Source organism: Rhodoferax sp. (genome assembly GCF_013297935.1).
Classification (GTDB): Bacteria; Pseudomonadota; Gammaproteobacteria; order Burkholderiales; family Burkholderiaceae_C; genus Allorhodoferax.
The window spans coordinates 34,956-58,783 of record NZ_JAAFIX010000007.1 but is presented as its reverse complement, the minus strand read 5'-3'; the positions used below and the strand labels follow the sequence as shown (position 1 = coordinate 58,783).

General features: G+C 59.8%; 20 protein-coding genes. 14 read left to right on the top strand and 6 right to left on the bottom strand.

All coding sequences use genetic code 11. From position 1 onward, the window contains the following. The first annotated feature begins 22 nt into the window (after positions 1 to 22). The 3 genes from QZW03_RS11440 (at position 23) to QZW03_RS11430 (ending at position 3,171) form a co-directional block, all read left to right on the top strand. The gene (locus QZW03_RS11440) at positions 23 to 841 is read left to right on the top strand and encodes a carbon-nitrogen hydrolase family protein (RefSeq protein ID WP_296510134.1); all 819 of its coding nucleotides are present in this window, start codon (positions 23 to 25) and stop codon (positions 839 to 841) included. 106 nt (positions 842 to 947) lie between these two features. Next, complete coding sequence (locus QZW03_RS11435) at positions 948 to 2,159, top strand: MltA domain-containing protein (protein ID WP_366481627.1); 1,212 nt, start codon at positions 948 to 950, stop codon at positions 2,157 to 2,159. A 61-nt stretch (positions 2,160 to 2,220) separates the two neighbouring features. Next, a complete protein-coding gene (locus QZW03_RS11430; RefSeq protein WP_296510132.1) occupies positions 2,221 to 3,171 on the top strand; it encodes a chemotaxis protein in 951 nt (316 codons plus the stop codon). 20 nt (positions 3,172 to 3,191) lie between these two features. Here the strand turns inward: QZW03_RS11430 and QZW03_RS11425 are convergent, their stop codons facing one another. Beyond that, the gene (locus QZW03_RS11425; RefSeq protein WP_296510131.1) at positions 3,192 to 3,839 is read right to left on the bottom strand and encodes a hypothetical protein; all 648 of its coding nucleotides are present in this window, start codon (positions 3,837 to 3,839) and stop codon (positions 3,192 to 3,194) included. Continuing rightward, positions 3,836 to 4,342 carry an Lrp/AsnC family transcriptional regulator gene (locus QZW03_RS11420; RefSeq protein ID WP_296510130.1) on the bottom strand — a complete coding sequence of 169 codons (507 nt, stop codon included), beginning with the start codon at positions 4,340 to 4,342 and terminating at the stop codon, positions 3,836 to 3,838. Before QZW03_RS11420 ends, QZW03_RS11425 begins: the two co-directional genes overlap by 4 nt. Positions 4,343 to 4,460: 118 nt before the next feature. On the opposite strand from QZW03_RS11420, the gene QZW03_RS11415 reads away from it, so the two are divergent. From QZW03_RS11415 to QZW03_RS11395, 5 genes are all read left to right on the top strand, one after another. Next, positions 4,461 to 8,090, top strand: coding sequence for an indolepyruvate ferredoxin oxidoreductase family protein (locus tag QZW03_RS11415; protein ID WP_296510129.1), 3,630 nt, complete (start codon positions 4,461 to 4,463; stop codon positions 8,088 to 8,090). Positions 8,091 to 8,228: 138 nt separating this feature from the next. Next, on the top strand, positions 8,229 to 8,558 hold the full coding sequence (gene yajC, locus QZW03_RS11410) for a preprotein translocase subunit YajC (protein ID WP_087495958.1): 330 nt from the start codon (positions 8,229 to 8,231) through the stop codon (positions 8,556 to 8,558). Between the two features lie 33 nt (positions 8,559 to 8,591). Then, positions 8,592 to 10,472: a protein translocase subunit SecD gene (gene secD, locus QZW03_RS11405; protein ID WP_296510128.1), complete on the top strand. Its 1,881-nt coding sequence runs from the start codon at positions 8,592 to 8,594 to the stop codon at positions 10,470 to 10,472. A gap of 9 nt (positions 10,473 to 10,481) precedes the next feature. Continuing rightward, positions 10,482 to 11,435, top strand: coding sequence for a protein translocase subunit SecF (gene secF / locus QZW03_RS11400; RefSeq protein WP_296510127.1), 954 nt, complete (start codon positions 10,482 to 10,484; stop codon positions 11,433 to 11,435). An 18-nt stretch (positions 11,436 to 11,453) separates the two neighbouring features. Further along, a complete protein-coding gene (locus QZW03_RS11395; protein ID WP_296510126.1) occupies positions 11,454 to 14,042 on the top strand; it encodes a DUF1631 family protein in 2,589 nt (862 codons plus the stop codon). 21 nt (positions 14,043 to 14,063) lie between these two features. Here QZW03_RS11395 and QZW03_RS11390 read toward each other — a convergent pair whose 3' ends face one another. The 3 genes from QZW03_RS11390 to QZW03_RS11380 form a co-directional block, all read right to left on the bottom strand. Continuing rightward, the gene (locus QZW03_RS11390) at positions 14,064 to 14,561 is read right to left on the bottom strand and encodes a DUF494 domain-containing protein (protein WP_296510125.1); all 498 of its coding nucleotides are present in this window, start codon (positions 14,559 to 14,561) and stop codon (positions 14,064 to 14,066) included. A gap of 89 nt (positions 14,562 to 14,650) precedes the next feature. After that, positions 14,651 to 15,811 (bottom strand): DNA-processing protein DprA, encoded by a 1,161-nt coding sequence (dprA, locus tag QZW03_RS11385; RefSeq protein WP_296510124.1) that lies wholly within the window; start codon positions 15,809 to 15,811, stop codon positions 14,651 to 14,653. An 18-nt stretch (positions 15,812 to 15,829) separates the two neighbouring features. Then, complete coding sequence (locus tag QZW03_RS11380; RefSeq protein WP_296510123.1) at positions 15,830 to 17,047, bottom strand: LysM domain-containing protein; 1,218 nt, start codon at positions 17,045 to 17,047, stop codon at positions 15,830 to 15,832. A gap of 141 nt (positions 17,048 to 17,188) precedes the next feature. Between QZW03_RS11380 and def the strand changes: the two genes are divergently transcribed. The 5 genes from def (at position 17,189) to QZW03_RS11355 (ending at position 21,138) form a co-directional block, all read left to right on the top strand. Beyond that, on the top strand, positions 17,189 to 17,698 hold the full coding sequence (gene def, locus QZW03_RS11375) for a peptide deformylase (protein WP_296510122.1): 510 nt from the start codon (positions 17,189 to 17,191) through the stop codon (positions 17,696 to 17,698). Positions 17,699 to 17,719: 21 nt separating this feature from the next. Next, positions 17,720 to 18,727 (top strand): methionyl-tRNA formyltransferase, encoded by a 1,008-nt coding sequence (gene fmt, locus QZW03_RS11370; protein ID WP_296510259.1) that lies wholly within the window; start codon positions 17,720 to 17,722, stop codon positions 18,725 to 18,727. Further along, positions 18,727 to 19,467: an AzlC family ABC transporter permease gene (locus QZW03_RS11365; protein ID WP_296510121.1), complete on the top strand. Its 741-nt coding sequence runs from the start codon at positions 18,727 to 18,729 to the stop codon at positions 19,465 to 19,467. The genes fmt and QZW03_RS11365 overlap by 1 nt, the downstream gene beginning before the upstream one ends. Next, complete coding sequence (locus QZW03_RS11360) at positions 19,467 to 19,826, top strand: AzlD domain-containing protein (RefSeq protein ID WP_296510258.1); 360 nt, start codon at positions 19,467 to 19,469, stop codon at positions 19,824 to 19,826. The genes QZW03_RS11365 and QZW03_RS11360 overlap by 1 nt, the downstream gene beginning before the upstream one ends. Before the next feature lie 118 nt (positions 19,827 to 19,944). Next, positions 19,945 to 21,138 carry a phosphoglycerate kinase gene (locus QZW03_RS11355; RefSeq protein WP_296510120.1) on the top strand — a complete coding sequence of 398 codons (1,194 nt, stop codon included), beginning with the start codon at positions 19,945 to 19,947 and terminating at the stop codon, positions 21,136 to 21,138. A gap of 98 nt (positions 21,139 to 21,236) precedes the next feature. On the opposite strand, the gene QZW03_RS11350 is transcribed toward QZW03_RS11355, so the two are convergent. Beyond that, entirely contained in the window at positions 21,237 to 22,208 is a 972-nt protein-coding gene (locus QZW03_RS11350; protein WP_296510119.1) for a diguanylate cyclase, read from the bottom strand. A 165-nt stretch (positions 22,209 to 22,373) separates the two neighbouring features. Between QZW03_RS11350 and pyk the strand changes: the two genes are divergently transcribed. After that, on the top strand, positions 22,374 to 23,807 hold the full coding sequence (gene pyk / locus QZW03_RS11345) for a pyruvate kinase (protein ID WP_296510118.1): 1,434 nt from the start codon (positions 22,374 to 22,376) through the stop codon (positions 23,805 to 23,807). Positions 23,808 to 23,828: the final 21 nt, after the last annotated feature.

Below are 23,828 nucleotides of genomic sequence, written 5' to 3'. Positions count from 1 at the left end.
GTTTGAAATAGGGAGTCGAAACATGAAAGTCGCAGCTATCCAGATGGTGTCTACCGGGGACGTGCAGGACAACCTGAAGGTCGCTCATGCTTTGCTGACCGAGGCGGCCCACCAAGGCGTCGAGCTGGCGGTGTTGCCGGAGTATTTTTGCCTGATCGGTCTGCGCGATGCAGACAAGCTGACCATCCAGGAGCCCTTCGGGGCCGGTCCTATCCAGGACTTCGTGGCCGAAACAGCCCGCACGCTGGGCTTGTGGGTCGTTGCCGGGACCCTGCCGCTCGCGGCCAGTCAAGCTGACCATGTGTTCAACAGCTCGCTCGCCTTCAACCCGCAGGGGGAGTGTGTCGCCCGGTACGACAAGATTCATTTGTTCCGGTTCAACAACGGCGCTGAAAGCTACGACGAATCGCGGGTGCTGGAGCGGGGTAGTACACCGACCGTGTTCAGTCTGCCGTCGGGCGACGGCCACACTTGGTCGGTCGGCATGAGCGTGTGCTACGACATGCGCTTTGCCGAGCTGTACCGGGAGTACGCTGCCCGGGGAGTCGACTTGCTCTTGGCACCCAGTGCCTTCACGCACACCACCGGCGAAGCGCATTGGGAGGTATTGCTTCGGGCAAGAGCGATTGAGAACCTCTCTTTTGTAGCCGCCGCCGCCCAAGGCGGCGTGCACCCGAGCGGTCGGCGGACCTGGGGGCAAAGCCTTCTCATCGACCCTTGGGGCAAGGTGCTGGCCGAGCAGGCCGAAGGCCCGGGTGTTGTTCTGGCCGATCTGGACTACCGGCAGCTCCAGCACTGCCGGGCGCAGTTGCCGGCTTTGCAGCACCGGGTTCTTGGTTGATTGCTATTGAAATGATAGCTTATTGCGATTTATCTACGAGGGCTAATGGCCTTTTTCGTCTTTATCTTCTTCCGGGGGGAGTTCCCCGCCTTTGCGTCCGGAAAACATGGTCCACCAGATGATGCCCACAAATATCAGGCCCGCGCCTAGCGCTTCGAGAAGTAGCAAAGTCATGCGTCGGTGGTTGGGGTGGTTGCTAGGGGCTTCCATTGTAGGAATTTTGGCGGCCTGTGGCAGTGCACCTCCTTTGGTACGGGCGCCGGTCGAGCCGGCGCGCACCGCAGCGCCTTCGGCACCTGCAGCAATGGCTCCTGCCGTTGGACCCGCCCTGACACAGTCGCGTAGCCGCTGGGTGCCGGTCGGGTGGGAGACCTTGCCCGGGTGGGGCAATGACAACTTGTTTGAGGCGTGGAACGCGTGGCTGAAGAGCTGCGAAAAACCCCCAGCACCGCTCGCCGCGTTGTGCGCAGAAGTCCGTCGATTGAGTATTGGGACCCCGCAGGAGCAGCTGGAGTGGATGCAGGCCCGGCTCCAGCCCTACCGGGTGGAGACATTGCAGGGCGAGCCCACCGGCTTGTTGACCGGCTATTACGAGCCCACGCTCGATGCCAGCCGCCAAGCAGCCCCGGGCTTTTCGGTACCCCTGTACCAGTTACCGGTGGGAATGGGGCAGCGCAAGCCTTGGTTTACCCGGCAGGAAATGGACACCTTGCCCGAAGCCCAGGCCGCATTGCGCGGCAAAGCTATTGCGTACCTTGCAGATCCGGTGGATGCTCTTGTTTTGCAAATTCAAGGTTCGGGTCGCATCCGCATGGCATCTTCCGATGGCGGGGCCCGGTGGATCCGTTTGGCCTACGCCGGCACCAATGATCAGCCCTATCGCAGCGTGGGGCGTTGGTTGTTGGACCAAGGCCTGATCAAGGACGCGTCGTGGCCCGGCATCAAAGCCTGGTTGGCGCAGAACCCGCAACGCCAGCAGGAAATGCTGTGGGCGAATCCCCGGGTCGTTTTCTTCAAAGAAGAGCCCCTCGGCGAACTCGATGCTGCCTTTGGCCCCAAAGGTGCGCAGGGGGTGGCGCTAACGCCGGGCCGTTCGATCGCGGTGGATCCCGGAAGCATTCCCTATGGTGCACCGGTCTGGTTGGTTTCGAACGGAAATCAAACAAATTTACAAAAATTGGTACTTGCCCAAGATACGGGCAGTGCCATCACCGGAGCAGTGCGCGCGGACTACTTTGCGGGTTGGGGTTCAGACGCGGCAGAGCTGGCAGGGCGTTTGCGGCAACCATTGCAGATGTGGATTTTGTGGCCTAAATAAGCCAAAAACCGTTACTATGGATACATTCAATCTGTGAGATTCGGAACTTAAGGACGGACCTATGAGCAAAGAAATGCGCGACATTGATGAGCGGACCAACCTCGCCGCCAACAGCATGTTCGAACTATTGTTGTTCCGCTTGGGCGAAGCTCCGGGTACGCAGCGCCGGGAGTTGTTCGGCATCAATGTGTTCAAGGTCCGTGAAATTCTGGTGATGCCGGAAATCACCGCTATGGTGAATTCTCCGCCCGCCGTGATGGGCGTTGCCAACATCCGTGGCCAGATGATTACCGTGATCAACCTGCCCCAAGTGGTGGGCTGCACGCCGACCAAGGGTCTGGGGATTCTGCTGGTGACCGAGTTCGCCCGCACCACGCAAGCCTTTGCGGTCGAAGAAGTCAACGAAATCGTCCGCTTGGAGTGGAAGCAGGTGCTGTCCGCTGAAAACACAGGCGGGGGGCTGGTCACCAGCATTGCCCGCCTCGATGGCAATGCCGAAAACACCCGCTTGGCCCAGGTGCTGGATGTGGAGCAGATCCTGCGCGACGTGATGCCCCAAGAGGTCAAAGAAGAGGTGCCAAGCACGGCGCCCAAGCTGCGTTTGGAGCCGGGTCAGATCATTCTGGCGGCCGACGATTCCGCGGTGGCCCGCATGATGATCGAGAAGGGTCTCAAGGGCATGGATGTGCCGTACATCATGACCAAAACCGGTAAAGAAGCCTGGGAAAAGCTGCAAGCCATGCACGCCCAGGCGACAGAGGAAGGCAAGACGATCAAGGACAAAGTGGCTTTGATGTTGACCGATCTCGAAATGCCAGAGATGGATGGGTTCACGCTCACTCGCAACATAAAGCAGGACGGCCGTTTCAGCTCGTTGCCGGTCATCATCCACTCGTCCTTGACCGGTGCCACCAACGAGAGCCATGTGAAGAGCGTGGGTGCGGATGCCTACATCGCCAAGTTCGTGGAAGAAGAGTTAGCCGCCACCATCCGCGAAGTGCTGCACCGCTGAGTCTGAGGGCGGATTTCGGTTCAGCGCACCGAAATCCGCAGTTGCACCTCGGTGCGAGACACGCCGGTTTGGGTGTCTGCGCCCCGCAGATCAGCCCGACTATTGTCCAGACTTTGCTCAGACTCCGCGACGGTGACCCACTCACCCAGCGGCAGCACCATGTTGCTGCCGACGCTGGCTTGCGCAGTGGGAGCCACGGCCATGCCGGGGGGCGGGAACAGGGGGCGCAAGGCCTGCTGCGTGTTGAGCTCCACGTCGACCTGCTGGGCCCCGTTCCAGCGGGGCAGTGCACTGAAGCCGGTGCCGGCTTCAATCAGCACCGTGCTCTGCAAGGTCAGGACCTGACCGCCCCGTAGCACCTGCTGCAGCAGGCGCAGCGGTGTCTGGGCCTGCACCGCAATTCGCGCAGGCCGCCCGTTCAGCACCAGCACCTGTTGCACGGTGGCGGTGCTGTTGCGGCCTTGCTCCAGGGCGCCTGAAATCCGGCCCTGCTCCACCCCGAGGGTGGCTTGCCGGCCTTGGTCTGACTGGAGTTGTCGCACTTCGATCATCAGGTTACGCATCGGGAGTGTAGACTCAAGCGCTCCTGAATTGATAGCTGGTTGCGCATGAATGACCAGGGCTAGAGGCCAAAAACACATCAAAGTGAAGAATTGTTTGCGGTTCATGGGCGTCCCTTGCGGCTGGGGTCTGGTGTGCTTGTCAGTTGGGCCAGCGGCAGCGCACTGCTGGCCTTCACCTCGCCCAGCGAGAAGCTGGTGTGCAGGTCTTTGACGTTGGGCAGGTTGATCAGCACCTCGCGCGCGAACTGGCTGAAGCTGTTGAGGTCGCGGCTGACCACTTGCAGCTCAAACGTGCCGGTGCCGCTGATGTAGTGGCAGCTGATGACCTCCGGGATCCGCCGTATCGCCTCTTCGAGTTCGTGCAGCACATCACCGCTGTTGCGGTTGGCGTCCAGGCGTACAAACGCCAGCACGCCCAGCCCGATTTTGTGGCGGTTGATCTCGGCGCGGTAGCCGGTAATAAAGCCGCTGTCCTCCAGCGCCTTCACCCGCCGCCAGCACGGCGCCGCACTCAGGCCTACGCGGGTGGCAAGTTCAGCATTGCTCAGGCGACCGTCGGTTTGCAGTTCGCTCAGAATGGCCAGGTCATAGCGGTCGAGTGTTTCCATAAAACGCATTATGGAGAAAGAATCGTTCTTTGAAAGGCTTATTGAGGGCAAAGAACGCAAAGACTTATCTGCGAGTGAGGCATACACTTTGCCGAACAAAAACACGGAGACAAGCACCATGAATGCCCCCCTCAACCGGGACCTGCCCGCGCACATCCGCACGGCGCTGGACACCGTCACCCTCGACGACAAATACGCCCTCGACCACGGCCGCGCTTTCATGAGCGGCGTGCAGGCGCTGGTCAAGTTACCCATGCTGCAGCGCGTGCGCGACCAGCGTGCCGGCAAAAACACGGCCGGCTTTATCAGCGGCTACCGCGGCTCGCCCTTGGGCACCTATGACCAGTCGCTGGTCAAAGCGCAAAAGTACCTGGAGGCCCACCACATCAAGTTTCAGCCGGGGGTGAATGAGGAGTTGGCTGCTACTGCCTTGTGGGGCACGCAGCAGTTGGGTTTTGCACCGCCGGGCACCAATAAATACGACGGTGTGTTCGGCATCTGGTACGGCAAAGGCCCGGGGGTCGATCGCTGCTCCGATGTGTTCAAGCACGCCAACATGGCCGGCACCACGCCCTGGGGCGGTGTGATTGCCGTGGCGGGGGATGACCACATTTCCAAAAGCTCTACCGCCGCCCACCAGAGCGATCACATCTTCAAGGCTTGCGGGTTCCCGGTGTTCTTCCCGGCCAATGTGCAGGAAATTTTGGATCTCGGTCTGCACGCCTTCGCCATGAGCCGTTTCTCGGGCGTGTGGGCGGGTATGAAGACGATTCAGGAAATCGTGGAATCCAGCGCCACGGTCACCATCGACCCGGAGCGCGTCCTCACTCGTATGCCGGCCGACTTTGAGCTGCCGCCCGGTGGCCTGCACATCCGCTGGCCCGACCATGCGCTGGACCAGGAAGCCCGCCTGTTTGACTACAAGTGGTATGCCGCGCTGGCCTACATCCGCGCCAACCGGTTGAACCACAACGTGGTTGAGGGGCCGCACGACCGCTTCGGCATCATTTCGAGCGGCAAGGCCTACAACGACACCCGCCAGGCGCTGCTCGACTTGGGGCTGGATGACGACACCTGCCGCCGCATCGGCATCCGTGTGCACAAGGTGGGCGTGGTGTGGCCGCTGGAGGCGCAGCTGACCCGCGAGTTCGCCACCGGCCTGCAGGAGATTCTGGTGGTGGAGGAAAAGCGCCAGGTCATCGAATACCAGCTCAAAGAAGAGCTCTACAACTGGCGCTCTGACGTGCGCCCCACGGTGCTGGGCAAGTTCAATGAAGTGGAAACGCCTGACCACTATGGTGCCGGGGGCGAGTGGTCCATGCCCAACCCGAGCGCCAACACCCTGTTGCGCGCAAACGCCGATTTGTCGCCGGCCATCATTGCCCGTGCCATTGCCCAGCGCATCAAAAAGCTGGGGCTGGATGCCGACACCAGCGCCCGCATCGACGCCCAGATGGCGATTCTGGAAGCCAAAGAGCGGGCCATGCACGTGATCGACTTGGGCAACGCCGGTGCGGCGGCAGCGGTTCGCCAACCCTGGTTTTGTTCAGGCTGCCCGCACAACACCAGCACCAAGGTGCCGGAGGGCTCGCGGGCGATGGCCGGCATCGGCTGCCATTTCATGACCATCTGGATGGACCGCAGCACCGATGGCTTTACCCAAATGGGTGGGGAGGGCGTGCCGTGGGTCGGGCAGCAGCCCTTCACCAACGACAAGCACATTTTCGCCAACCTGGGCGATGGCACCTACTTCCACAGCGGCCTGCTGGCGGTGCGCCAAAGCATTGCAGCCGGCGTCAACATCACCTACAAAATCCTCTACAACGAGGCGGTCGCCATGACGGGCGGCCAGCAGGTGGGTGAGCGGCCGGAAGGGCACTCGGTAGTGCAGATAGCCCAGAGCATGCGTGCGGAAGGTGCTATCAAAATCATAGTAGTGACGGACGAGCCCGAGAAATACGACGCAGTGGATGGGCTGCCCGAGGGCATTGCCATTGAGCACCGTGACGAGCTGGACCGCATCCAGCGCGAGTTCCGCGAAATCAAAGGCACCACCGTCATCATTTATGACCAGACCTGCGCCACCGAAAAGCGCCGCCGCCGTAAGCGCGGCACCTTGTTGGACCCTGCCAAGCGCGTAGTCATCAACGATTTGGTGTGTGAGGGCTGTGGCGACTGTGGTGTGCAAAGCAACTGCATGAGCGTGGAGCCTCTGGAAACACATTTCGGACGCAAACGCCAGATCAATCAGAGCACCTGTAACAAAGATATCTCCTGCGTCAAAGGGTTCTGCCCCAGTTTTGTCACCGTCGAAGGCGGGCAGCTCAAAAAGCCCGCAAAGCTGCAAACCGACGCCAGTGGTTGGCCTGCGTTGCCGGACCCGCAGATCCCCGACCTTTCCACGGCACCCGGGGGTGTCTGGGGAACCATCGTGGCAGGGGTGGGGGGCACGGGGGTCATCACCATTGGCCAGTTGCTGGGCGTGGCTGCGCACTTGGAAGGCAAAGGCATCGTCACCCAGGACGCCGGGGGCCTTGCTCAAAAAGGCGGCGCGACCTGGAGCCACGTATTGATTGGCGCCTCTCAAGACGCGATCCGCACCACGCGAGTCGGCACCGCGTCGGCAGACCTTGTCTTGGGTTGCGACCCGGTGGTGGTCGCCGGCAAGGAAACCTTGATCCGAATGCGTCCGGGCCGTACCCATGTGGCCTTGAATACCAACACCGTGCCGACGGCCGGATTTGTGCGCAACGCCGACTGGACCAACCCTGGCGACCAGTGTGTGAGCGATATCACCCGCACGGTGGGCGAGAGCCATGTGGGCTTGTTCGATGCCGATGCGGTGGCCACCAAGGTCATGGGCGACAGCATCTACACCAACCCCATGATGCTGGGCTATGCCTGGCAGAAAGGTTGGATTCCCCTGGGGCTGGCTGCGCTGATGCGCGCCATTGAGCTCAATGCGGTTGCCGTGGGCAACAACAAGGCAGCGTTTGAGTGGGGTCGCCGTGCGGCGGTCGATTGGCCTGCGGTGCAGCGGGCCCTGACGCCGGGGCAGGTGCTGAGCTTTGTTCCCCGGAGCAAAGAAACACTGGACGAAATGATTAAGCGACGCAGCGGCTTCTTGGCGGCCTACCAGAATGAAGCCTACGCCGGTCGCTATACCGATTTTGTGAATCGGGTGAGGGCCGCCGAGGCTGCGCTGCAAGGGGACAAGCTGCAATTGACCGAAGCCGTGGCGCGCTATTTGTTCAAGTTGATGGCGTACAAAGACGAATACGAGGTGGCGCGCTTGCAAACCGACCCCGCTTTTCGTGCCAAGGTGGACGCCATGTTTGAGGGGGACTTCTCCCTCGCCTACCACTTGGCACCCCCGCTCTGGTCCCGCAAGAACGCACAGGGTGAAGCCTTGAAGTCCCGGTTCGGCGCCTGGATGGTGTGGGGCTTCCGTCTCCTGGCACCTTTGAAGGTGCTGCGGGGTACTGCCCTGGATGTGTTCGGGTACACCGGGGAACGACGCGAAGAGCGGGCTTTGATTGCGCAATACCAGGCCGCTATTGAAGGCATTCTCCCCGGGTTGACGGCGTCCAACCGGGAGGCGGCCACTGCGTTTGCAAGGGTGCCGGAGCAAATCCGAGGATTCGGCCACGTCAAGGTTCGCCATCTGAAAGCCGCCCGCCGCCAGTGGGTAGATCTGTTGGCCCGCTATCACGCCGAGCCCGCAAGCCAACAGGCCCGGGCCGCCTAGGGCCATGCCCGCCCATCACGGGCGGGCCTTTTCCCCCGCTTACAATGACCGGTTGACTGGCTGCAAGCCGGTCGGTTCGCTTGCGGCCGTGCCGCGGGTTGAAATTCTTTTCTCTGATCCCTTTTGTGGAGTTTGCCTGTGTTCATTTCTTCTGCTTTTGCCCAAACTGCTCCTGCTGCCGCTGGCGGAGACATGCAATCCTCTTTGATGAGCATGCTGCCTTTGGTGTTGATGTTTGTGGTGCTGTACTTCGTGATGATCCGCCCCCAGATGAAGAAGCAAAAAGAGCACCGCGCCATGATTGACGCCCTAGCCAAGGGTGATGAAGTGGTAACTGCCGGCGGCGTGCTGGGCAAAGTGAGCAAGCTGGGTGACAGCTATGTCGGCCTGGAAGTCGCCAGCGGAGTCGAAGTGCAGGTGCAGCGCAGCGCAGTGGTTCAAGTGCTGCCCAAAGGCTCTATCAAGTAAGCAGCCGTTCTTAACCGTTAGTAAAGCGCGATCATGAACCGTTATCCGGTGTGGAAGTACGCGATCATTCTGGTCGCGCTGGTGGTTAGTGGCTTATATGCCCTGCCCAATGTGTTTGGTGAGGCTCCGGCTGTGCAGGTGTCTGCGGCCAAATCTTCAGTGAAGGTGGATGCAGCAACGCTGGCCAAGGTAGAGCAGTCGTTGAAAACCGCCGGACTGACCCCGGATGCGGTTTCTTTAGATGGCGCCTCGATAAAAGTTCGGTTTACCGACACTGACGCGCAGCTCAAGGCCAAGGACGCGGTTCAGAAAGCGCTCAACCCGGAAGGTTCGGACCCGGCGTACATCGTTGCTTTGAACTTGCTGTCGCGTTCGCCGGTATGGCTCACTTCGTTGCGCGCTTCCCCCATGTACTTGGGGTTGGATTTGCGAGGTGGTGTGCACTTCATGCTGCAGGTCGATATGCAGGCCGCACTGACCAAACGGGCCGAGTCCCTGTCTGGCGATATCCGCACCGTCTTGCGCGAGAAGAATGTCCGTCACAGCGGTATTGCCCGCAACGGCCAAACCATTGAAGTCCGTTTCCGGGATGCTGCCACCGCAGCATCTGCGCAACGCATTATCCAAGACCAGTTTGCGGATCTGGATGCAGTGACCGCGGCCGACGGCGCTGATGTGAAGCTGGTAGCCACCATCAAACCCGTTTCCGGCAAGACAATCCAAGAGCAAGCGCTCAAGCAAAACATCACGACCCTGCACAACCGGATCAACGAGCTGGGCGTGGCCGAACCGGTGATTCAGCAGCAGGGACTGGACCGCATCGTGGTGCAGTTGCCCGGCGTGCAAGACACCGCCAAAGCCAAAGATATTCTGGGTCGCACAGCGACCTTGGAAGTTCGTCTGGTTGACGAGGGCACAGAAGCCCGCTCCGCGGAAACCGGTACGGGTCCGGTGCCATTTGGCTCCGAGCGTTATCTGGACCGCGAGGGCAATGCGGTTATTGTCAAAAAGCAGGTCATTCTGACCGGTGAAAATCTGACAGATGCACAGCCCGGTTTCGATGGTCAGACACAGGAACCCACGGTGAATCTGTCGCTGGACGCGAAGGGTGCCCGTATCTTCCGCGATGTGACGCGGGAGAACATCAACAAGCGGATGGCGATTCTGCTCTTTGAAAAAGGCAAAGGCGAAGTGGTCACCGCACCGGTGATTCGCTCTGAAATCAGTGGCGGTCGCGTTCAGATTTCCGGTCGTATGACCACCGTAGAGGCGGCCGATACAGCACTGCTGTTGCGTGCGGGTTCTTTGGCTGCCCCTATGGAAATCATTGAAGAGCGGACCATCGGCCCGAGCTTGGGTGCTGAAAACATTGCCAAAGGCTTCAACAGCGTGACCTGGGGTTTCTTGGCGGTGGCGGTTTTCATGTGCATGTATTACATGCTGTTTGGCGTAATTTCCAGCGTGGCATTAGCATTCAACTTGCTGCTGCTGGTGGCAGTGTTGTCGATGTTGCAAGCCACCTTGACGCTGCCCGGTATGGCGGCCATGGCTCTGGTACTGGGTATGGCGATTGACGCCAACGTGTTGATCAATGAACGGGTGCGCGAAGAGTTGCGCAACGGGGCATCGCCCCAAGCCGCGATTCACGCCGGCTATGACCGTGCATGGGCCACCATCATCGACTCCAACGTCACCACGCTGATCGCAGGCTTGGCTTTGCTGGCATTCGGTTCCGGTCCGGTGCGGGGCTTTGCTGTGGTGCACTGCCTGGGCATTTTGACCAGCATGTTCTCCGGCGTGTTCTTCTCGCGTGGCTTGGTGAATTTGTGGTACGGTCGCCAAAAGAAGCTGAAAACGGTTTCTATCGGCACGGTGTGGCGCCCTGATTCGGGTAACGAAGTCACCACCCCTTAAGGAAAAGTCATGGAATTTTTTAAGATCCGCCGTGACATTCCGTTTATGCGGAATGCGTTAGTTTTCAATCTGATTTCGTTCGTCACCTTCGTGGCGGCTGTGTTCTTCTTGTTCTCCCGTGGCCTGCATTTGTCGGTGGAGTTCACAGGCGGCACGTTGATGGAGGTGAGCTACTCGCAGCCGGCCGACCTCAACAAAATCCGTAGCACGGTTGATACCTTGGGTATCAATGATGTGCAGGTCCAAAACTTCGGTACGGCACAAGATGTCTTGATCCGCATGCCAGTGCAAAAAGGCAGCACATCCGGCCAGCAAAGTGAAAAAGTCATGGCAGCGCTCCAGGCTGCAGACCCGTCGGCCACCATGCGTCGCACAGAGTTCGTGGGCCCTCAAGTGGGCGACGAACTGGCGGCAGATGGCCTGAAGGCGCTTGCCTTCGTGGTCGTTGGCATCATGATCTACTTGGCGATCCGTTTCGAATGGAAGTTTGCAGTAGCAGCCATCATTGCCAACTTGCATGACGTGATCATCATTCTCGGTTTCTTCGCATTCTTCCAGTGGGAGTTTTCGCTGCCCGTGTTGGCGGCGGTATTGGCCGTGCTGGGTTACTCGGTGAACGAGTCCGTGGTTATCTTCGACCGAATCCGGGAAAACTTCCGCCGGTACCGCAAGATGAATACCGAGCAGATCATTGACAACGCGATCACTTCAACCATCAGCCGGACCATCATCACCCATGGATCGACGCAATTGATGGTGTTGTCCATGTTGGTGTTCGGCGGTGCCACGCTCCATTATTTTGCGCTGGCGCTCACCATCGGCATCCTGTTCGGAATCTACTCCTCCGTTTTCGTGGCGGCCGCGATTGCAATGTGGTTGGGCATCCAGCGTGAGGACTTGGTCAAGGGCGGGCCTAAAAAAGAATTGGATCCTTCCGACCCCAACGCCGGCGCAACGGTTTAACGAGAGGGCGCTTCATCCATGGTTACCCGTCAGGCGCTTTCACCCCGTTTGCAGCTGACCCGTGCTTTGCGTGAGCGGTTTCTTGCAGAGGCTGGTAAGGCCTTGCTGGAAATCAGTGAGGCAGTGCAGGAGCGACTGACGACCCTCATGGATGAACTGACCAATGCCCGTGAAGCGCAGCTGCGGCGGGACTTTTGGATGGCTTACAAACAAAGCAAGCCACTGTGGATTGAGGGTACGAATAAAGCCTGGCGCGAGTGTCTGGACCCTCCAGTTCAGAAAAAGTCGCTCGGTTTGGAAGCAGCCGGGCTGGAGCTGGTTGGAACTGAGGTGGTTGAAAACAAAATTTTGGCCTCCCGCATGGTTCTGGCGGTCAACGAAAAAGTCTTGCCGCAACTGGATGACTTGCGCATTCGAATCAAGTACCTCGAGGCCTCCGACGATCTGGACGGGAGAGATCTCTTTCGCCCTGAAGTTCTAGTTTTGTTGCTTGTGGAGCAATGGGCAAACTCCGGAATGCCGGGCGAATCCTGGCCTTTGGTGACCGAGGTGGTTCAGCGGCTGTTGATCGAGCGCCTGACCGTGGCTTATAAAAATGCCAATGAGGTGCTCATCAACAAAGGCGTAATGCCAAGCATAGAGCTGAAGGACCGCGTCAAAGCCCCTGTCAGAGCAAACAATGCACCCCCAACGGGCCATGCCCCCGCTATGGAAAGCCCGCAAGAAGCGGGTATGAGTGGCCATGGTCCCGTTAACTACGCTGAGCAAGGTTCAGGGCCGCAAGGCGGTGGCTTCGGCGGGACCTCTTACGGGCAACCCACTTCGCGAGGCGGATTGCAAGGCCAGTCTGCCCATCAAAGTCCATCAGGCGCGGGGTATCCTGGTGCGGAGGCCCCGGGTTCCCAAGGGCGTGGCGGTGGCTTTTTCAGTGGCCGTCTAGGCTGGGGTGGGCCTGCTGCCTCCGCGCCAACAGGCCCGGGAGCGGCATCTGGTCCGCAAGGTGTGAGCACCTCCACACCCACGCCTTTCTGGCGCCAATCGAGCCCGACCAGTGGCCCTGGTGTGGCCTATGGTGCTGCAGAGGAAACTCGCATGTTGACCGCCACCACACCGCTGGCACGCGCGCGGAGCCGAGCACAAGGGGTGATCGGTCAGATCCGCAAACTGTTTGTGACCCACGGTGGTGGCGACTTTGTAGGTACGGAGCATCATGCTCCGTCTCCAGCATTGGCGGAGGCTATGGCCTACCGGCCCGGGCCGTCAGGGACCTATGCCCCGGGTGGAACCCAGTTTGAAGACTACAGCCCTGCCGGAGTGGCACGTGTTGCGGGAGATTTGCGAGAAAAAACTGCGGAGCTCAAAAAGAAAGCGGAGACCAAAGGTGAAAAGGCAACGATTGAGATCGTTGCGTTGATGTTTCAGGCCATCTTGGCAGAAGAGCGTATCCCTCCCGGTATCCGTGTTTGGTTTGCTCGTCTTCAGATGCCCGTCTTGCGCGTCGCTTTGGAAGACCCTGACTTTTTTGGCACCGCGACACATCCTGCGCGCATGCTGATTGATCGCATGGGGTCCTGTGTGATGGGGTTTGATGCGGTCGGTGTGCATGGCAGTGCCATGGAGGCCGAGATCAAACGCATTGTGCAGGTGATTGAGCAGTACCCTGAAACCGGGAAAAAGGTCTATCAGATCGTTTTTGATGAGTTTCAAAAGTTCCTTGCCAAGTTTTTGACAGAAAAAGGCCCGGCACAGAAGGTCGTGGGCGTAGCCCAGCAAGTGGAGCAAAAGGAAACCCTTGCCATCCAATACACGATTGAGATGCGCAACATGTTGAAGGGCATGCCGGTACGCGAAGAAATCCGTGACTTTTTGTTCAAAGTCTGGGCGGAGGCGTTGGCGGTTTCGGCAGTGCGCAAAGGGCCTCAGCACGCCGATACGTTGGTACTCAAAAAATCGGCGACCGATCTGGTCTGGGCTGCCAGTGCGAAACCCAATCGCTCGGATCGGGCCCGTGTCATCCAAGACCTGCCGAATCTGCTGTTGCGACTCCGATCGGGGATGACGCTGCTTGCGATGGCGCCTTCCGAGCAAGAAGCCCATGTGAAACGGATCAGCGACACCTTGGCCGATGCATTTATGTCCAAGACGCAGGCGATTCCGCAAGCACAGATCGATGCCATGGCCCAGCGCTTAGGGAATCTGGAAGATTTCGTTTCCGAAGACGGTATGGGCGATCTGCCTCTCGATGCCGAAAGCATAGAGATGATGCTCGGAATCGATGCCTCCGCTATCGAGGTGGTGGCCAACGGCGGCTCCAAACCGACCGCCGCCATGATGGCTTGGGCCCACGAATTACAACTGGGTACCTGGTACACCTTGGACCATAACCACCAGATCACACAGGTGCAGTTTGCGTGGCGCAGTGACAAGAAGCACCTGAATTTATTCGCTTCGACTGCGGGCAAGAGTTTTCTTATTCAGGGAGGGCGCTTGGCTGCCTATTTGCAGGCCGGCCTGTTGCTCCCACAGGAAGAAGAGGCGCTCACGGTGCGGGCCACCCGTGATGCACTCGCTAAGCTGGAAGCCAACCCGGAGCGCCTGCTCGCGTAATTGTCATCGGCAGGGCGCGACTCAATGGACGACGCGGATATCGTCCCCGTTGCACAACTCGTCCAGCGCCAACGCATCGGGTTCCTGACCAAAGCTCCAGAAGACCATCAGGATGATGAGTTTTAAGTCTTCCAAGGTAACCGGGCCGTCTTGCACTGCCATTGCTCGCTCCATGACAACTTCACGGATATGGTGCGGGACAATTCCCGCGTAGTCCAAGAAGTGCAGGTATCCCAAACAGGTCGAGCCCAATTGACTCTGCTCTTGCGGAGAATAGATTCGGGTGCTGTCGCTGGACGGCAGATGCAAACCGGTGAGGTGCTGCACGGTAGGCGCTGAAGCCACCGCAGGCTTGGCAAATCGTGCGGCATTGCTCAAGCCGGAGAGCCAGTCCAATGCGTCGGCTATTTCCTCGGCATCGAAGCCCACGGCACTGAGTTTTTTCTGAAGATGCATGGGCTCGGGACAGCCGTCTTCAGCGCAAAAATTTTCGTAAACAAAGGCGAGGACTTCAAACATGGAGCCCAATATAGCGCACAAAAACAGGACTTTGTGGGGCCTTGCAAACTGCCCCCCTTTTCCAAGGATTGAACTGTTAAAAGCAGTTTTCAGGCGCGGCCGAGCTGCTGAAACTTGCCCCCCGGCAAGCGCGCGACCCAGCCGGAGAGCTCTAGCCCCATCAGCAGGGCCTGAAGGGTTGCAGTATCCATTCCACTGCGTTGCTGAAGCATATCCAGCGACGTGGGCTCGAAACCCAGGGCATTCAACAGCCCCAACTCTAGAGATGACAGCTCTACGCTGGGCGCGGCTACCGATGAGCCCGCTCCCACTGACCCATCGGAACTTGGAGATGAGGTCGCAGGTAGTTCATCCAGAATGTCTTGTGCAGACTCCACCAACTTCGCACCTTGCTTAATCAGAGCATGACACCCCCGGGCTTGGGGGGAGTGGATAGAGCCGGGGATCGCAAAAACATCCTTGCCTTGCTCCACCGCCATTCGCGCAGTGATCAAGGACCCGGACTTGAGTGCTGCCTCGACCACCAGCGTTGCTTTACACAGACCGGAGATGATCCGGTTCCGCTTGGGGAAATTGGCGGAATGCGGCGCGGTGCCTAGCGGGTACTCACTGATGAGCACGCCGCGCTCAGCAATGCGGTGCGCAAGGTCCAGATGTGCTCTGGGATATACCCGGTCAAGGCCCGTGCCCACCACTGCCACAGTGCTCCAGCCGGAATGTGCATATCCTGATAGCGCACCCTCGTGGGCAGCGCCATCAATGCCCAAAGCCAAGCCTGAGACGACAGTCATACCCGCCTCGCCAAGGGCGGCTGAAAACTGGCGCGCATTCTGCGTGCCCTGTGGTGTGGGATTCCGGCTACCGACGATGGCCACCCCGGTCCGGCTGCACTCGGCAAACCCGGCCGCCAAAATATCAATGCGCCCTAAAACGTAAAGTAGTAGCGGAGGGTCTTCGGTGTTGAGCAGAGCCTCAGGATAGGCGCTGTCTCCAAGCGTAACAACACAACGTTGCTGCGGTGCCCCGGAAAGCCACGATTCAGTTTTTGCAAGCAAATCCTCCAATTCTGGAGGCTCGCGGAGTAGCGCTAGTGCTTGCCGCGGAGAAACACATTCGCGAAGCGCAGCTTCACTGGCACTGAATACAGCGTCCGGTAGACCAAAGTGCTGCAGAAGTGCCCGCGCAGAGACGTCCCCGACGCCCTCCGTCAGGCCAAGACGGAGCCACGCCTTGAGCTCAGCCGAGTCCATCGCTAAACCCGCTGGCGCTTACCGAGGGTTCATCAACCGGTCACCAACGCGCACGCCATCTGTGATTTCAAGAATCAGTGCGTAAGAGACCTTTTCGTAAGCGCTGAACACCATCAGGATGCCGTTGCGCTCATCAGGCAACTTCATCAGCGGACGGCTGGGGTCTGACTTATCCATCACCCGCGCACCGTCTTTTTGAATTGCCAGAACATGGCCCGATTCGATACCGTCCCGCTTGCCAAGGCTGATGGCAACCACCTGATTCTGTGAAGCGTTCACGATCGATGTGCTTCCGTACACCGAGACGATGCGGCCAGCGACCTTGCCTTCAGGTGCCCGGGGCGTATAACTCGCGAACTGTTTGGGTGGCTCCGGCAAAAGGCGGTCGCCTACCCGCATCTCTTCTTTGGCCGAAATAATATCGATAGTGGCCGGCACAATCGCACTCACGGTGGTGCCGTCCGGACCCGGCACATCAGAGGTTGATTCGCTTCTCGCCAGAGTTGCCTTGCCCACATATTGGGCCTCGTAGGCCAGAATTTCGCCGGTGCCGGGGTCTTTCAGTGGAGTGGCGTTCCGGAAAACGCGGAAAAGCTGCTCTTTCTCCTGGTTGTCCAGCAGCGGGGTCTCGGTGCCTCGCGCGTAAGCGCGGTCACCGCGCGCCAGAAGTACACGCTCCTCCTGGGTGGCAACGATTCGTGCGGCCGCGCTCAGTCCGGCTGCGTCCACGATCAACGGCTCGGCCAGAAAGGCTTCAATCACGCTGGTGCGCAGCGTAGGGAGTGCGAAGTCCGGCAAACTCTCAAAGCGCGTGCGAGGGCTGACCCGCACCGTATCGACGGGCTGGTTGCTGGAGCCGACCGCATTGGCTAACTTGAGGGTAGCAACACCGTTGACGCGCTCCAGAATCAAAATTTGACCGGGGTAAATCCGGTGCGGGTTCTTGATCTCGTCGAGATTCATGCCCCACAACTCGGGCCAGCGCCAAGGGCTTTTCAGGAAGAGACTGGAAATACCCCACAGCGTGTCGCCGCTCTTGATGGTGTAGCGCTCAGGGGCATTGGCTGCCAGCTCACTCAGTGGAACCCCCTTTTGGGCTACCGCCGTTGCGGTTTGGCGCTGCCCGCTGCTGATCGGAAAGTTTTGCGCCCACGCTTCGGAGCTCGCCAGCGCGCCCGCCAATGTTGCCAAGGCGGCAATTGCCAAGCGGGATTTCGCCATCAGGTGTGTCGTCATAGGGTGCAAATCAGGGTGTGAACTTGATAATTTACGCGCGATTTTGCGCTCAACCCCTTGATTCAGCAACGTTTTTGGACTGCCTGTAATGCAAGCAAGCGTAAAAGTGGCGAAAATACCCACATCTCCAAGGCGGCACTTATGGCTCTACTTCCCATTCTTTGTTATCCCGATCCCCGTTTGCACACGGTGGCCAAGCCCGTCCAAGCAGTGGACGCACGCATCCGTACCCTGACCACTGACATGCTCGAAACCATGTACGACGCCAGTGGCATCGGGCTGGCGGCGAGCCAGATCGATGTCCACGAACGGGTCATCGTGATCGATGTTTCTGAAGATCGCGACCAGCCGATGGTCCTCATCAATCCGGAACTGGTGTGGACCAGCCCGGAGACCCACTTGAACGAAGAGGGCTGTCTCTCTGTGCCCGGTGTTTATGACGGCGTGACACGCTTTAACGCAGTGCACTGCAAAGCACTCGATGCAGATGGCAATAGCCGGACTATCGAAGCCGATGGTTTGCTGGCCGTATGCATACAACACGAGATGGACCACCTGATGGGCAAAGTATTCGTTGAGTATTTGTCGCCCCTCAAACGTAACCGCATCAAAACCAAAATGATCAAAGCCAAGCGCGAGGACGCGCGCTAGGTGCCGGCATCGCACACCCCCTTGCGGATTGTTTTCGCAGGGACCCCTGAGTTCGCCCGTTTGGCCCTAGAGCGGCTGCATGCGGCCGGCCACACCATTGCGCTGGTGTTGAGTCAGCCGGACCGGCCGGCTGGCCGGGGGATGAAGCTGCAAGCCTCTGCCGTTAAGCAATTCGCGGTGGAGCACCAGATTCCGGTGGCCCAACCCCGTAGCCTGCGCCTGGATGGAAAATTCCCGGAAGATGCTGCCCAGGCGCGCAAGTCACTGGCGGACGCCAATGCCGATGTGATGGTCGTCGCAGCCTACGGTTTGATACTGCCCCAATGGGTACTGGATGACATGTCTTGCCAGAGCCCCGAGGGGAGAGCCCGATTCGGTTGCCTCAATATCCACGGCTCGCTGCTGCCCAGATGGCGTGGCGCGGCGCCCATACACCGGGCGATTGAAGCGGGCGACGCGGAGACAGGCGTCACCATCATGCAAATGGATGCGGGGCTCGACACCGGCGACATGCTGTTGAAGGAGCCGGTGCTGATCACGCAAGAAGACAGCACCGCCACCCTGCACGACAAAGTGGCAGCCTTGGGCGCGGACCTGATAGTTCAGGCGCTGGCACTGGCCCAAGCGGGCACTTTGGTGGCCACTGCCCAGCCAGCCGATGGCGTGACCTACGCGCACAAAATCGAGAAGGACGAAGCCCCGATCCGTTGGTCCGATGACGGTGCGAGCATCGTCAGGCGTATCCGTGCGTTCAATCCGTTTCCGGGCGCGAGTACGGTGTTGAATGGCGAGGTCATCAAGGTCTGGAATGCCCGTGTCCTGTCGAATGCGCCATCGGCAGAAAATGGCCGAATTGAGGCGGTATCCCAGGAGGGTATTGCGGTGGCTGCTATGAATTCCGTAGTGCTTTTGACGGAGCTGCAAAAGCCCGGCGGCAAGCGCCTGGCGGCCGCTGACTTTTTGCGCGGAACCCCCGTTGAGTCCGGGCAGCGGTTTGAGGGGGCGGGCAGCCCTGCCTCGTCTACCTGATGTTTTTCTTACCCGCCAACTACAGGCACCCAGAGTTCCGCAAAGGATTTGCCGATATGGCCGGGGTGGCCCCTGGCATTGCAGCATGGGGGCTGATGACCGGCGTGGCGATGGTGAAGTCGGGCCTCAGCACTGCCGAGGCCTTGCTGATGGCGCTCACCGTGTTCGCCGGCAGCTCGCAACTGGCGGCTATGCCTTTGATTCAAGCCGGCGCGCCCATGTGGGTGATTCTGGCCACGGGCTTCTGCGTCAATCTGCGTTTCGTGGTTTTCAGTGCCCATTTGCGGCCCTACCTGATGCATCTGCCGCGCTGGCAGCGCCTCGTGACCGGCTACTTGTCAGCAGACCTGACGTATGTGCTGTTTACCAAGCGATTTCCCCACCCGGGGCAAAGTCCGCAAGAGCAGCGCAGGCAAATGGCCTACTTGGCGGGCAATGGGGGCATCAATTGGGCCAGCTGGGTGTTGAGCAGTGTGGCGGGCGTGATTCTGGCCAACTTTGTCCCGACATCCTGGGGGCTGGGCTTTGCCGGTATTTTGGCGCTGGTGGGCATGCTCGCCTCGTTGGCAAGCACCCGCATGCGCTGGTTGTCTGCAGGGGTGGCGGGCACGGCGGCGGTGGCTGCGTTTGCGTTGCCGCTCAAGCTCAACATTCTGGTGGCGATTGCCGCTGCGGTGGCCGTGTGTCTGTTGCTGGAGTCCCGCCTTCAGGCCGCGCCGGAACAGCAGGGGGCTGCATGATGACCTGGCTTGACGGACGCACCGATGGATGGACCTTGCTCACCATCCTCGGCTTGGCCTGTATTACCGTGCTTGCACGCTCTTTCTTTTTCATCCTCGATAGAAACTGGGCGCTGCCGCCATGGGCCCAGCGAGGCCTGCAATATGCGCCGATTGCGGCGCTGGCGGCGGTGATCGTGCCCGAAATCGTGATGCTGCAGGGCCAGCTGATTCACACCCTGAAAGACGCCCGCCTCTATGCCGTGGTGGCCGGGCTGGGCTATTTTTTCTGGCGCCACGGCAAAGGGCAGGCGGTGCTGGGGACCATCATGTCCGGCATGGCGGTCTACCTGCCGCTGCATATCGGTTGGGGCTGGTAGCACTGCACCGTACCCGGTAGGGAACCCGGCGACCACCGGGGCGCTTCTACAATGCGCGCACTACGGGCCCTGCGTGGCATCTGTACCGGCTTTCCATTAACTATCCCGAGGTTTTTTCATGCAAGTGATCCGCTTTTCTGATCTGGTGGCCCAAGGCCAAGTGGCCGGCAAACGTGTTTTTATCCGCGCCGACTTGAATGTGCCCCAGGACGACGCAGGCCACATCACCGAAGACACCCGCATCCGAGCCAGCATTCCCTGCATCGAAATGGCCCTGAAGGCCGGCGCCGCAGTCATGGTGACGAGCCACTTGGGCCGCCCCACCGAAGGCGAGTTCAAACCCGGGGATTCCCTGGCGCCGGTCGCCAAGCGCATGGGGGAACTCATGGGCCGGGACATTGACGTGGTGTCTGGTTGGACCACTGGCGTGACCGTGGCTCCCGGCCAGCTGGTGATGCTGGAGAACTGCCGGGTCAACAAGGGTGAGAAAAAGAACAACGAAGAGCTAGCCCGACAAATGGCGGCCCTGTGCGACATTTTTGTGCACGACGCCTTCGGCACCGCCCACCGTGCAGAGGCATCCACCTACGGAATCGCCCAGTTTGCCCCTGTGGCATGCGCCGGCCCCTTGTTGGCCGCGGAAATGGATGCCATCAGCAAAGCCTTGTTGGCGCCCAAGCGCCCACTGGTGGCTATCGTGGCCGGCTCCAAGGTGTCTACCAAGCTCACGATTCTGAAGAGCCTTGCAGACAATGTAGACCAACTGATTGTCGGTGGCGGCATTGCCAACACCTTCATGTTGGCCGCCGGCCTGAAGATCGGAAAGAGCTTGGCGGAGCCTGATTTGTTGGCCGAAGCCACAGCAGTCATTGAGGCCATGAAGGCCCGTGGCGCGGCAGTGCCTATCCCCACCGATGTCGTGACCGCCAAGACTTTTGCGGCCGACGCTCCCGCCACCATCAAGGCGGCGACCGACGTGGCGGATGACGATCTGATTCTGGACATCGGCCCGCAAACCGCCCAGGCGCTGGCGGAGCAACTCAAAAAAGCCGGCACCATCGTCTGGAATGGCCCGGTAGGCGTTTTCGAGTTCGCTGCGTTTGAAAATGGCACCAAGGTCATTGCCCAAGCGATTGCCGAGAGCAGTGCGTTCAGCATTGCCGGCGGCGGCGACACCCTGGCGGCGATTGCGAAGTACGGCATCGAACAACAGGTGGGCTACATCTCGACCGGTGGCGGTGCCTTCCTGGAAGTTTTGGAGGGCAAAACACTGCCCGCGTTTGAGATTCTGGGTAAGCGCGCCGGGGCCTGAATACTATTAAATTAGTAGCTACTTGCGCATATAAGGCAAGGGCTGGAGGCACTTTTGGTTCTAAACCGGAAGTGCCTTTTTTGTGCAAGCTACCGGTATCAAGAGGTGGGGTTGGCCACGCCTTCGAGCTGGGTTGCCCTGATTTGTCCGGTGCCGGCCCTCTTGGCGAGTTGAAGTTGCTCACTGGCTGTGTGTAGAAAAGTCTCCCACGACACCGGTGCTGCCTGCAGGCGGGTGATGAGCCCCAGGCTGACGGTGACTTGCCGGAGTGCCGCATGTTCCGGTTTGAGGCCCGCGAGTTCCCGCACCCGTTGCTCCATGTCATTGGCGAGTTTGCGCGCGTGGGCCGGCGAGGTGTCCGGCAAAAGGCATGCAAATTCTTCGCCCGCAAAGCGGGCCACCAGGTCCGCCGGCCGGCGCAAAACCCCTTTGAGCGCTACGGCGATCATGCGCAGGCAGTCGTCTCCGGCTTGATGGCCGTAGCGCGCGTTGTAGGCTTCAAAGTGGTCAACGTCGACCAGAATCAGCGAAAGCGGCTGATTGCTGCGGGTAGAGCGGGCCCATTCCGAGGCCAGCTGCTGATCGAAATAGCGGCGGTTGAATACGCCCGACAAGCCGTCTAACAACACCAGCTTTTTCAGCATGTCGGACTGAAACTTGAGGGTCAGGTGGGTGTGCACCCGTGCCTTCACCACGGCCGGGTTGATGGGTTTGGCAATAAAGTCCACCGCCCCGAGGCTCAGTCCGTGGGTCTCCTGGCCGGGGTCCGAGCGGGCGGTCACAAAAATAATGGGGAGCCCGGCAGTGCGCGGGTCCGCCTTGAGGGCTTTGCAGACCGAGAACCCGTCCATACCCGGCATCAAAACGTCCAGCAACACCAGGTCGGGCGGGTCGCTCCGGCACAGAGCCAACGCCTGCTCGCCGCTGGTCGCCATATACACCTGGTAGTCCGAAGACAGCGTATGCATCAGCAATTGCAGGTGCACGGGCTGATCGTCCACCACCAGCAACTTGGGCTTGCCGTGGGTGCTGTCCAGCAGCGCAGCAGTGTGTAGGGCGGCGGCATTCATGGTGCGGGGTGTGAACGAATGAGGCGGAAAAGCTTTCGATTCCACCATGCCATGTAACTCGCCGGACCCCGTAGATACCCGCCACTGTGCGATCTTGTGCCTTGCATGTAACCAAGATACATACAAGCGTGTAAAAATAGGTAACTACCTCTAGGAGACAGACATATGCCGCGCCGCGCCACCAAAATTGTTGCCACCCTCGGACCCGCCTCCAGCGATGCCGCCATTCTGGAGCAGATGATCCGAGCCGGCGTCAACGTGGTCCGGCTGAACTTCAGCCACGGCAAGGCGCAAGACCATATCGACCGCGCCCGCTTGGTGCGCGAAGCCGCGCAGCGCGCCGGCCGCGAAGTGGCCATCATGGCCGACCTGCAGGGCCCGAAAATCCGCGTTGGTAAATTTGCCGAAGGCAAAGTGTTTCTGGAACAGGGCCAGAAGTTTGTGCTCGATGCCGGCCGCACCGAGCTCGGCGATATCGATGCCGTGGGTCTCGACTACAAGTCGCTGCCCTCAGAAGTCAAAGCCGGCGACGTGCTTTTGCTCAACGACGGTTTGATCGTGATTGTGGTGGACGCCGTCGTCGGTGACCAAGTCCACACCACCGTCAAATTGGGTGGCGAGTTGTCCAACAACAAGGGCATTAACAAACAAGGCGGTGGCTTGACGGCGCCCGCCCTGACCGGCAAAGACATGGAAGACATCCGCACAGCGATGAGCTTCCAGGCCGACTACGTGGCGGTGAGTTTCCCGAAAAACGCGACCGACATGGAAATGGCGCGCCAGCTCTGCAACGTGGCTGCCGCCGAGTACAACCACAAGCCCGGTTTGATTGCCAAGATCGAGCGCGCTGAGGCTATCCCCAAGCTGGAAGAAATCCTGCTGGCTTCCGACGGCATCATGGTCGCCCGTGGTGACCTGGCTGTCGAGGTGGGCAACGCGGCAGTTCCCGCACTGCAAAAGCGCATGATCAAGTTGGCCCGCGAGCATGACAAGGTGGTGATTACCGCCACGCAAATGATGGAGTCCATGATCACCAACCCCGTGCCGACCCGCGCGGAAGTGAGCGATGTGGCCAATGCGGTGCTCGACGGCACCGACGCGGTGATGTTGTCCGCTGAAACCGCAGCCGGCAAGTACCCGCTGGAAACCGTGATCGAGATGGCCAAGATTTGTTTGGCTGCCGAGAGCAGCGAGATGGTCAAGCTGGATGCCGACTTCACCGGCAAAACCTTCACCCGCATCGACCAGTCCATCGCCATGGGCGCATTGTTCACGGCCCACCACCTGGGCGCCAAAGCCATTGTGGCCATGACCGACAGCGGCAGCACCGCGCTGTGGATGAGCCGCCACCTGATCCATGTGCCGATCTACGCGCTGACCCCCAAAGTCAGCACCCAGCGCAAGATGACGCTCTACCGCAATGTGCGCCCCCTGCTGATGGGCACCAGCGCAGACCGCGACACGGCGCTGATGGATGCTGAAAAGCACCTCAAGACCCGCGGCATCGTGCAAAAGGGCGACATTTACGCCATCACTTGCGGTGAGCCCATGGGCGCACCGGGGGGCACGAATATGTTGAAAATTTGCGCAGTGAGCTGAGCGGGCTTCAGGCATCAAGAG

Coding starts and splice junctions, on each gene's coding strand:
- QZW03_RS11440 (WP_296510134.1), top strand. CDS start 23: ATGAAAGTCGCAGCTATCCAGATGGTGTCTACCGGGGACGTGCAGGAC.
- QZW03_RS11435 (WP_366481627.1), top strand. CDS start 948: ATGGTCCACCAGATGATGCCCACAAATATCAGGCCCGCGCCTAGCGCT.
- QZW03_RS11430 (WP_296510132.1), top strand. CDS start 2,221: ATGAGCAAAGAAATGCGCGACATTGATGAGCGGACCAACCTCGCCGCC.
- QZW03_RS11425 (WP_296510131.1), bottom strand. CDS start 3,839: ATGAACCGCAAACAATTCTTCACTTTGATGTGTTTTTGGCCTCTAGCC.
- QZW03_RS11420 (WP_296510130.1), bottom strand. CDS start 4,342: ATGGAAACACTCGACCGCTATGACCTGGCCATTCTGAGCGAACTGCAA.
- QZW03_RS11415 (WP_296510129.1), top strand. CDS start 4,461: ATGAATGCCCCCCTCAACCGGGACCTGCCCGCGCACATCCGCACGGCG.
- secD (WP_296510128.1), top strand. CDS start 8,592: ATGAACCGTTATCCGGTGTGGAAGTACGCGATCATTCTGGTCGCGCTG.
- secF (WP_296510127.1), top strand. CDS start 10,482: ATGGAATTTTTTAAGATCCGCCGTGACATTCCGTTTATGCGGAATGCG.
- QZW03_RS11395 (WP_296510126.1), top strand. CDS start 11,454: ATGGTTACCCGTCAGGCGCTTTCACCCCGTTTGCAGCTGACCCGTGCT.
- QZW03_RS11390 (WP_296510125.1), bottom strand. CDS start 14,561: ATGTTTGAAGTCCTCGCCTTTGTTTACGAAAATTTTTGCGCTGAAGAC.
- dprA (WP_296510124.1), bottom strand. CDS start 15,811: ATGGACTCGGCTGAGCTCAAGGCGTGGCTCCGTCTTGGCCTGACGGAG.
- QZW03_RS11380 (WP_296510123.1), bottom strand. CDS start 17,047: ATGACGACACACCTGATGGCGAAATCCCGCTTGGCAATTGCCGCCTTG.
- def (WP_296510122.1), top strand. CDS start 17,189: ATGGCTCTACTTCCCATTCTTTGTTATCCCGATCCCCGTTTGCACACG.
- QZW03_RS11365 (WP_296510121.1), top strand. CDS start 18,727: ATGTTTTTCTTACCCGCCAACTACAGGCACCCAGAGTTCCGCAAAGGA.
- QZW03_RS11360 (WP_296510258.1), top strand. CDS start 19,467: ATGACCTGGCTTGACGGACGCACCGATGGATGGACCTTGCTCACCATC.
- QZW03_RS11355 (WP_296510120.1), top strand. CDS start 19,945: ATGCAAGTGATCCGCTTTTCTGATCTGGTGGCCCAAGGCCAAGTGGCC.
- QZW03_RS11350 (WP_296510119.1), bottom strand. CDS start 22,208: ATGAATGCCGCCGCCCTACACACTGCTGCGCTGCTGGACAGCACCCAC.
- pyk (WP_296510118.1), top strand. CDS start 22,374: ATGCCGCGCCGCGCCACCAAAATTGTTGCCACCCTCGGACCCGCCTCC.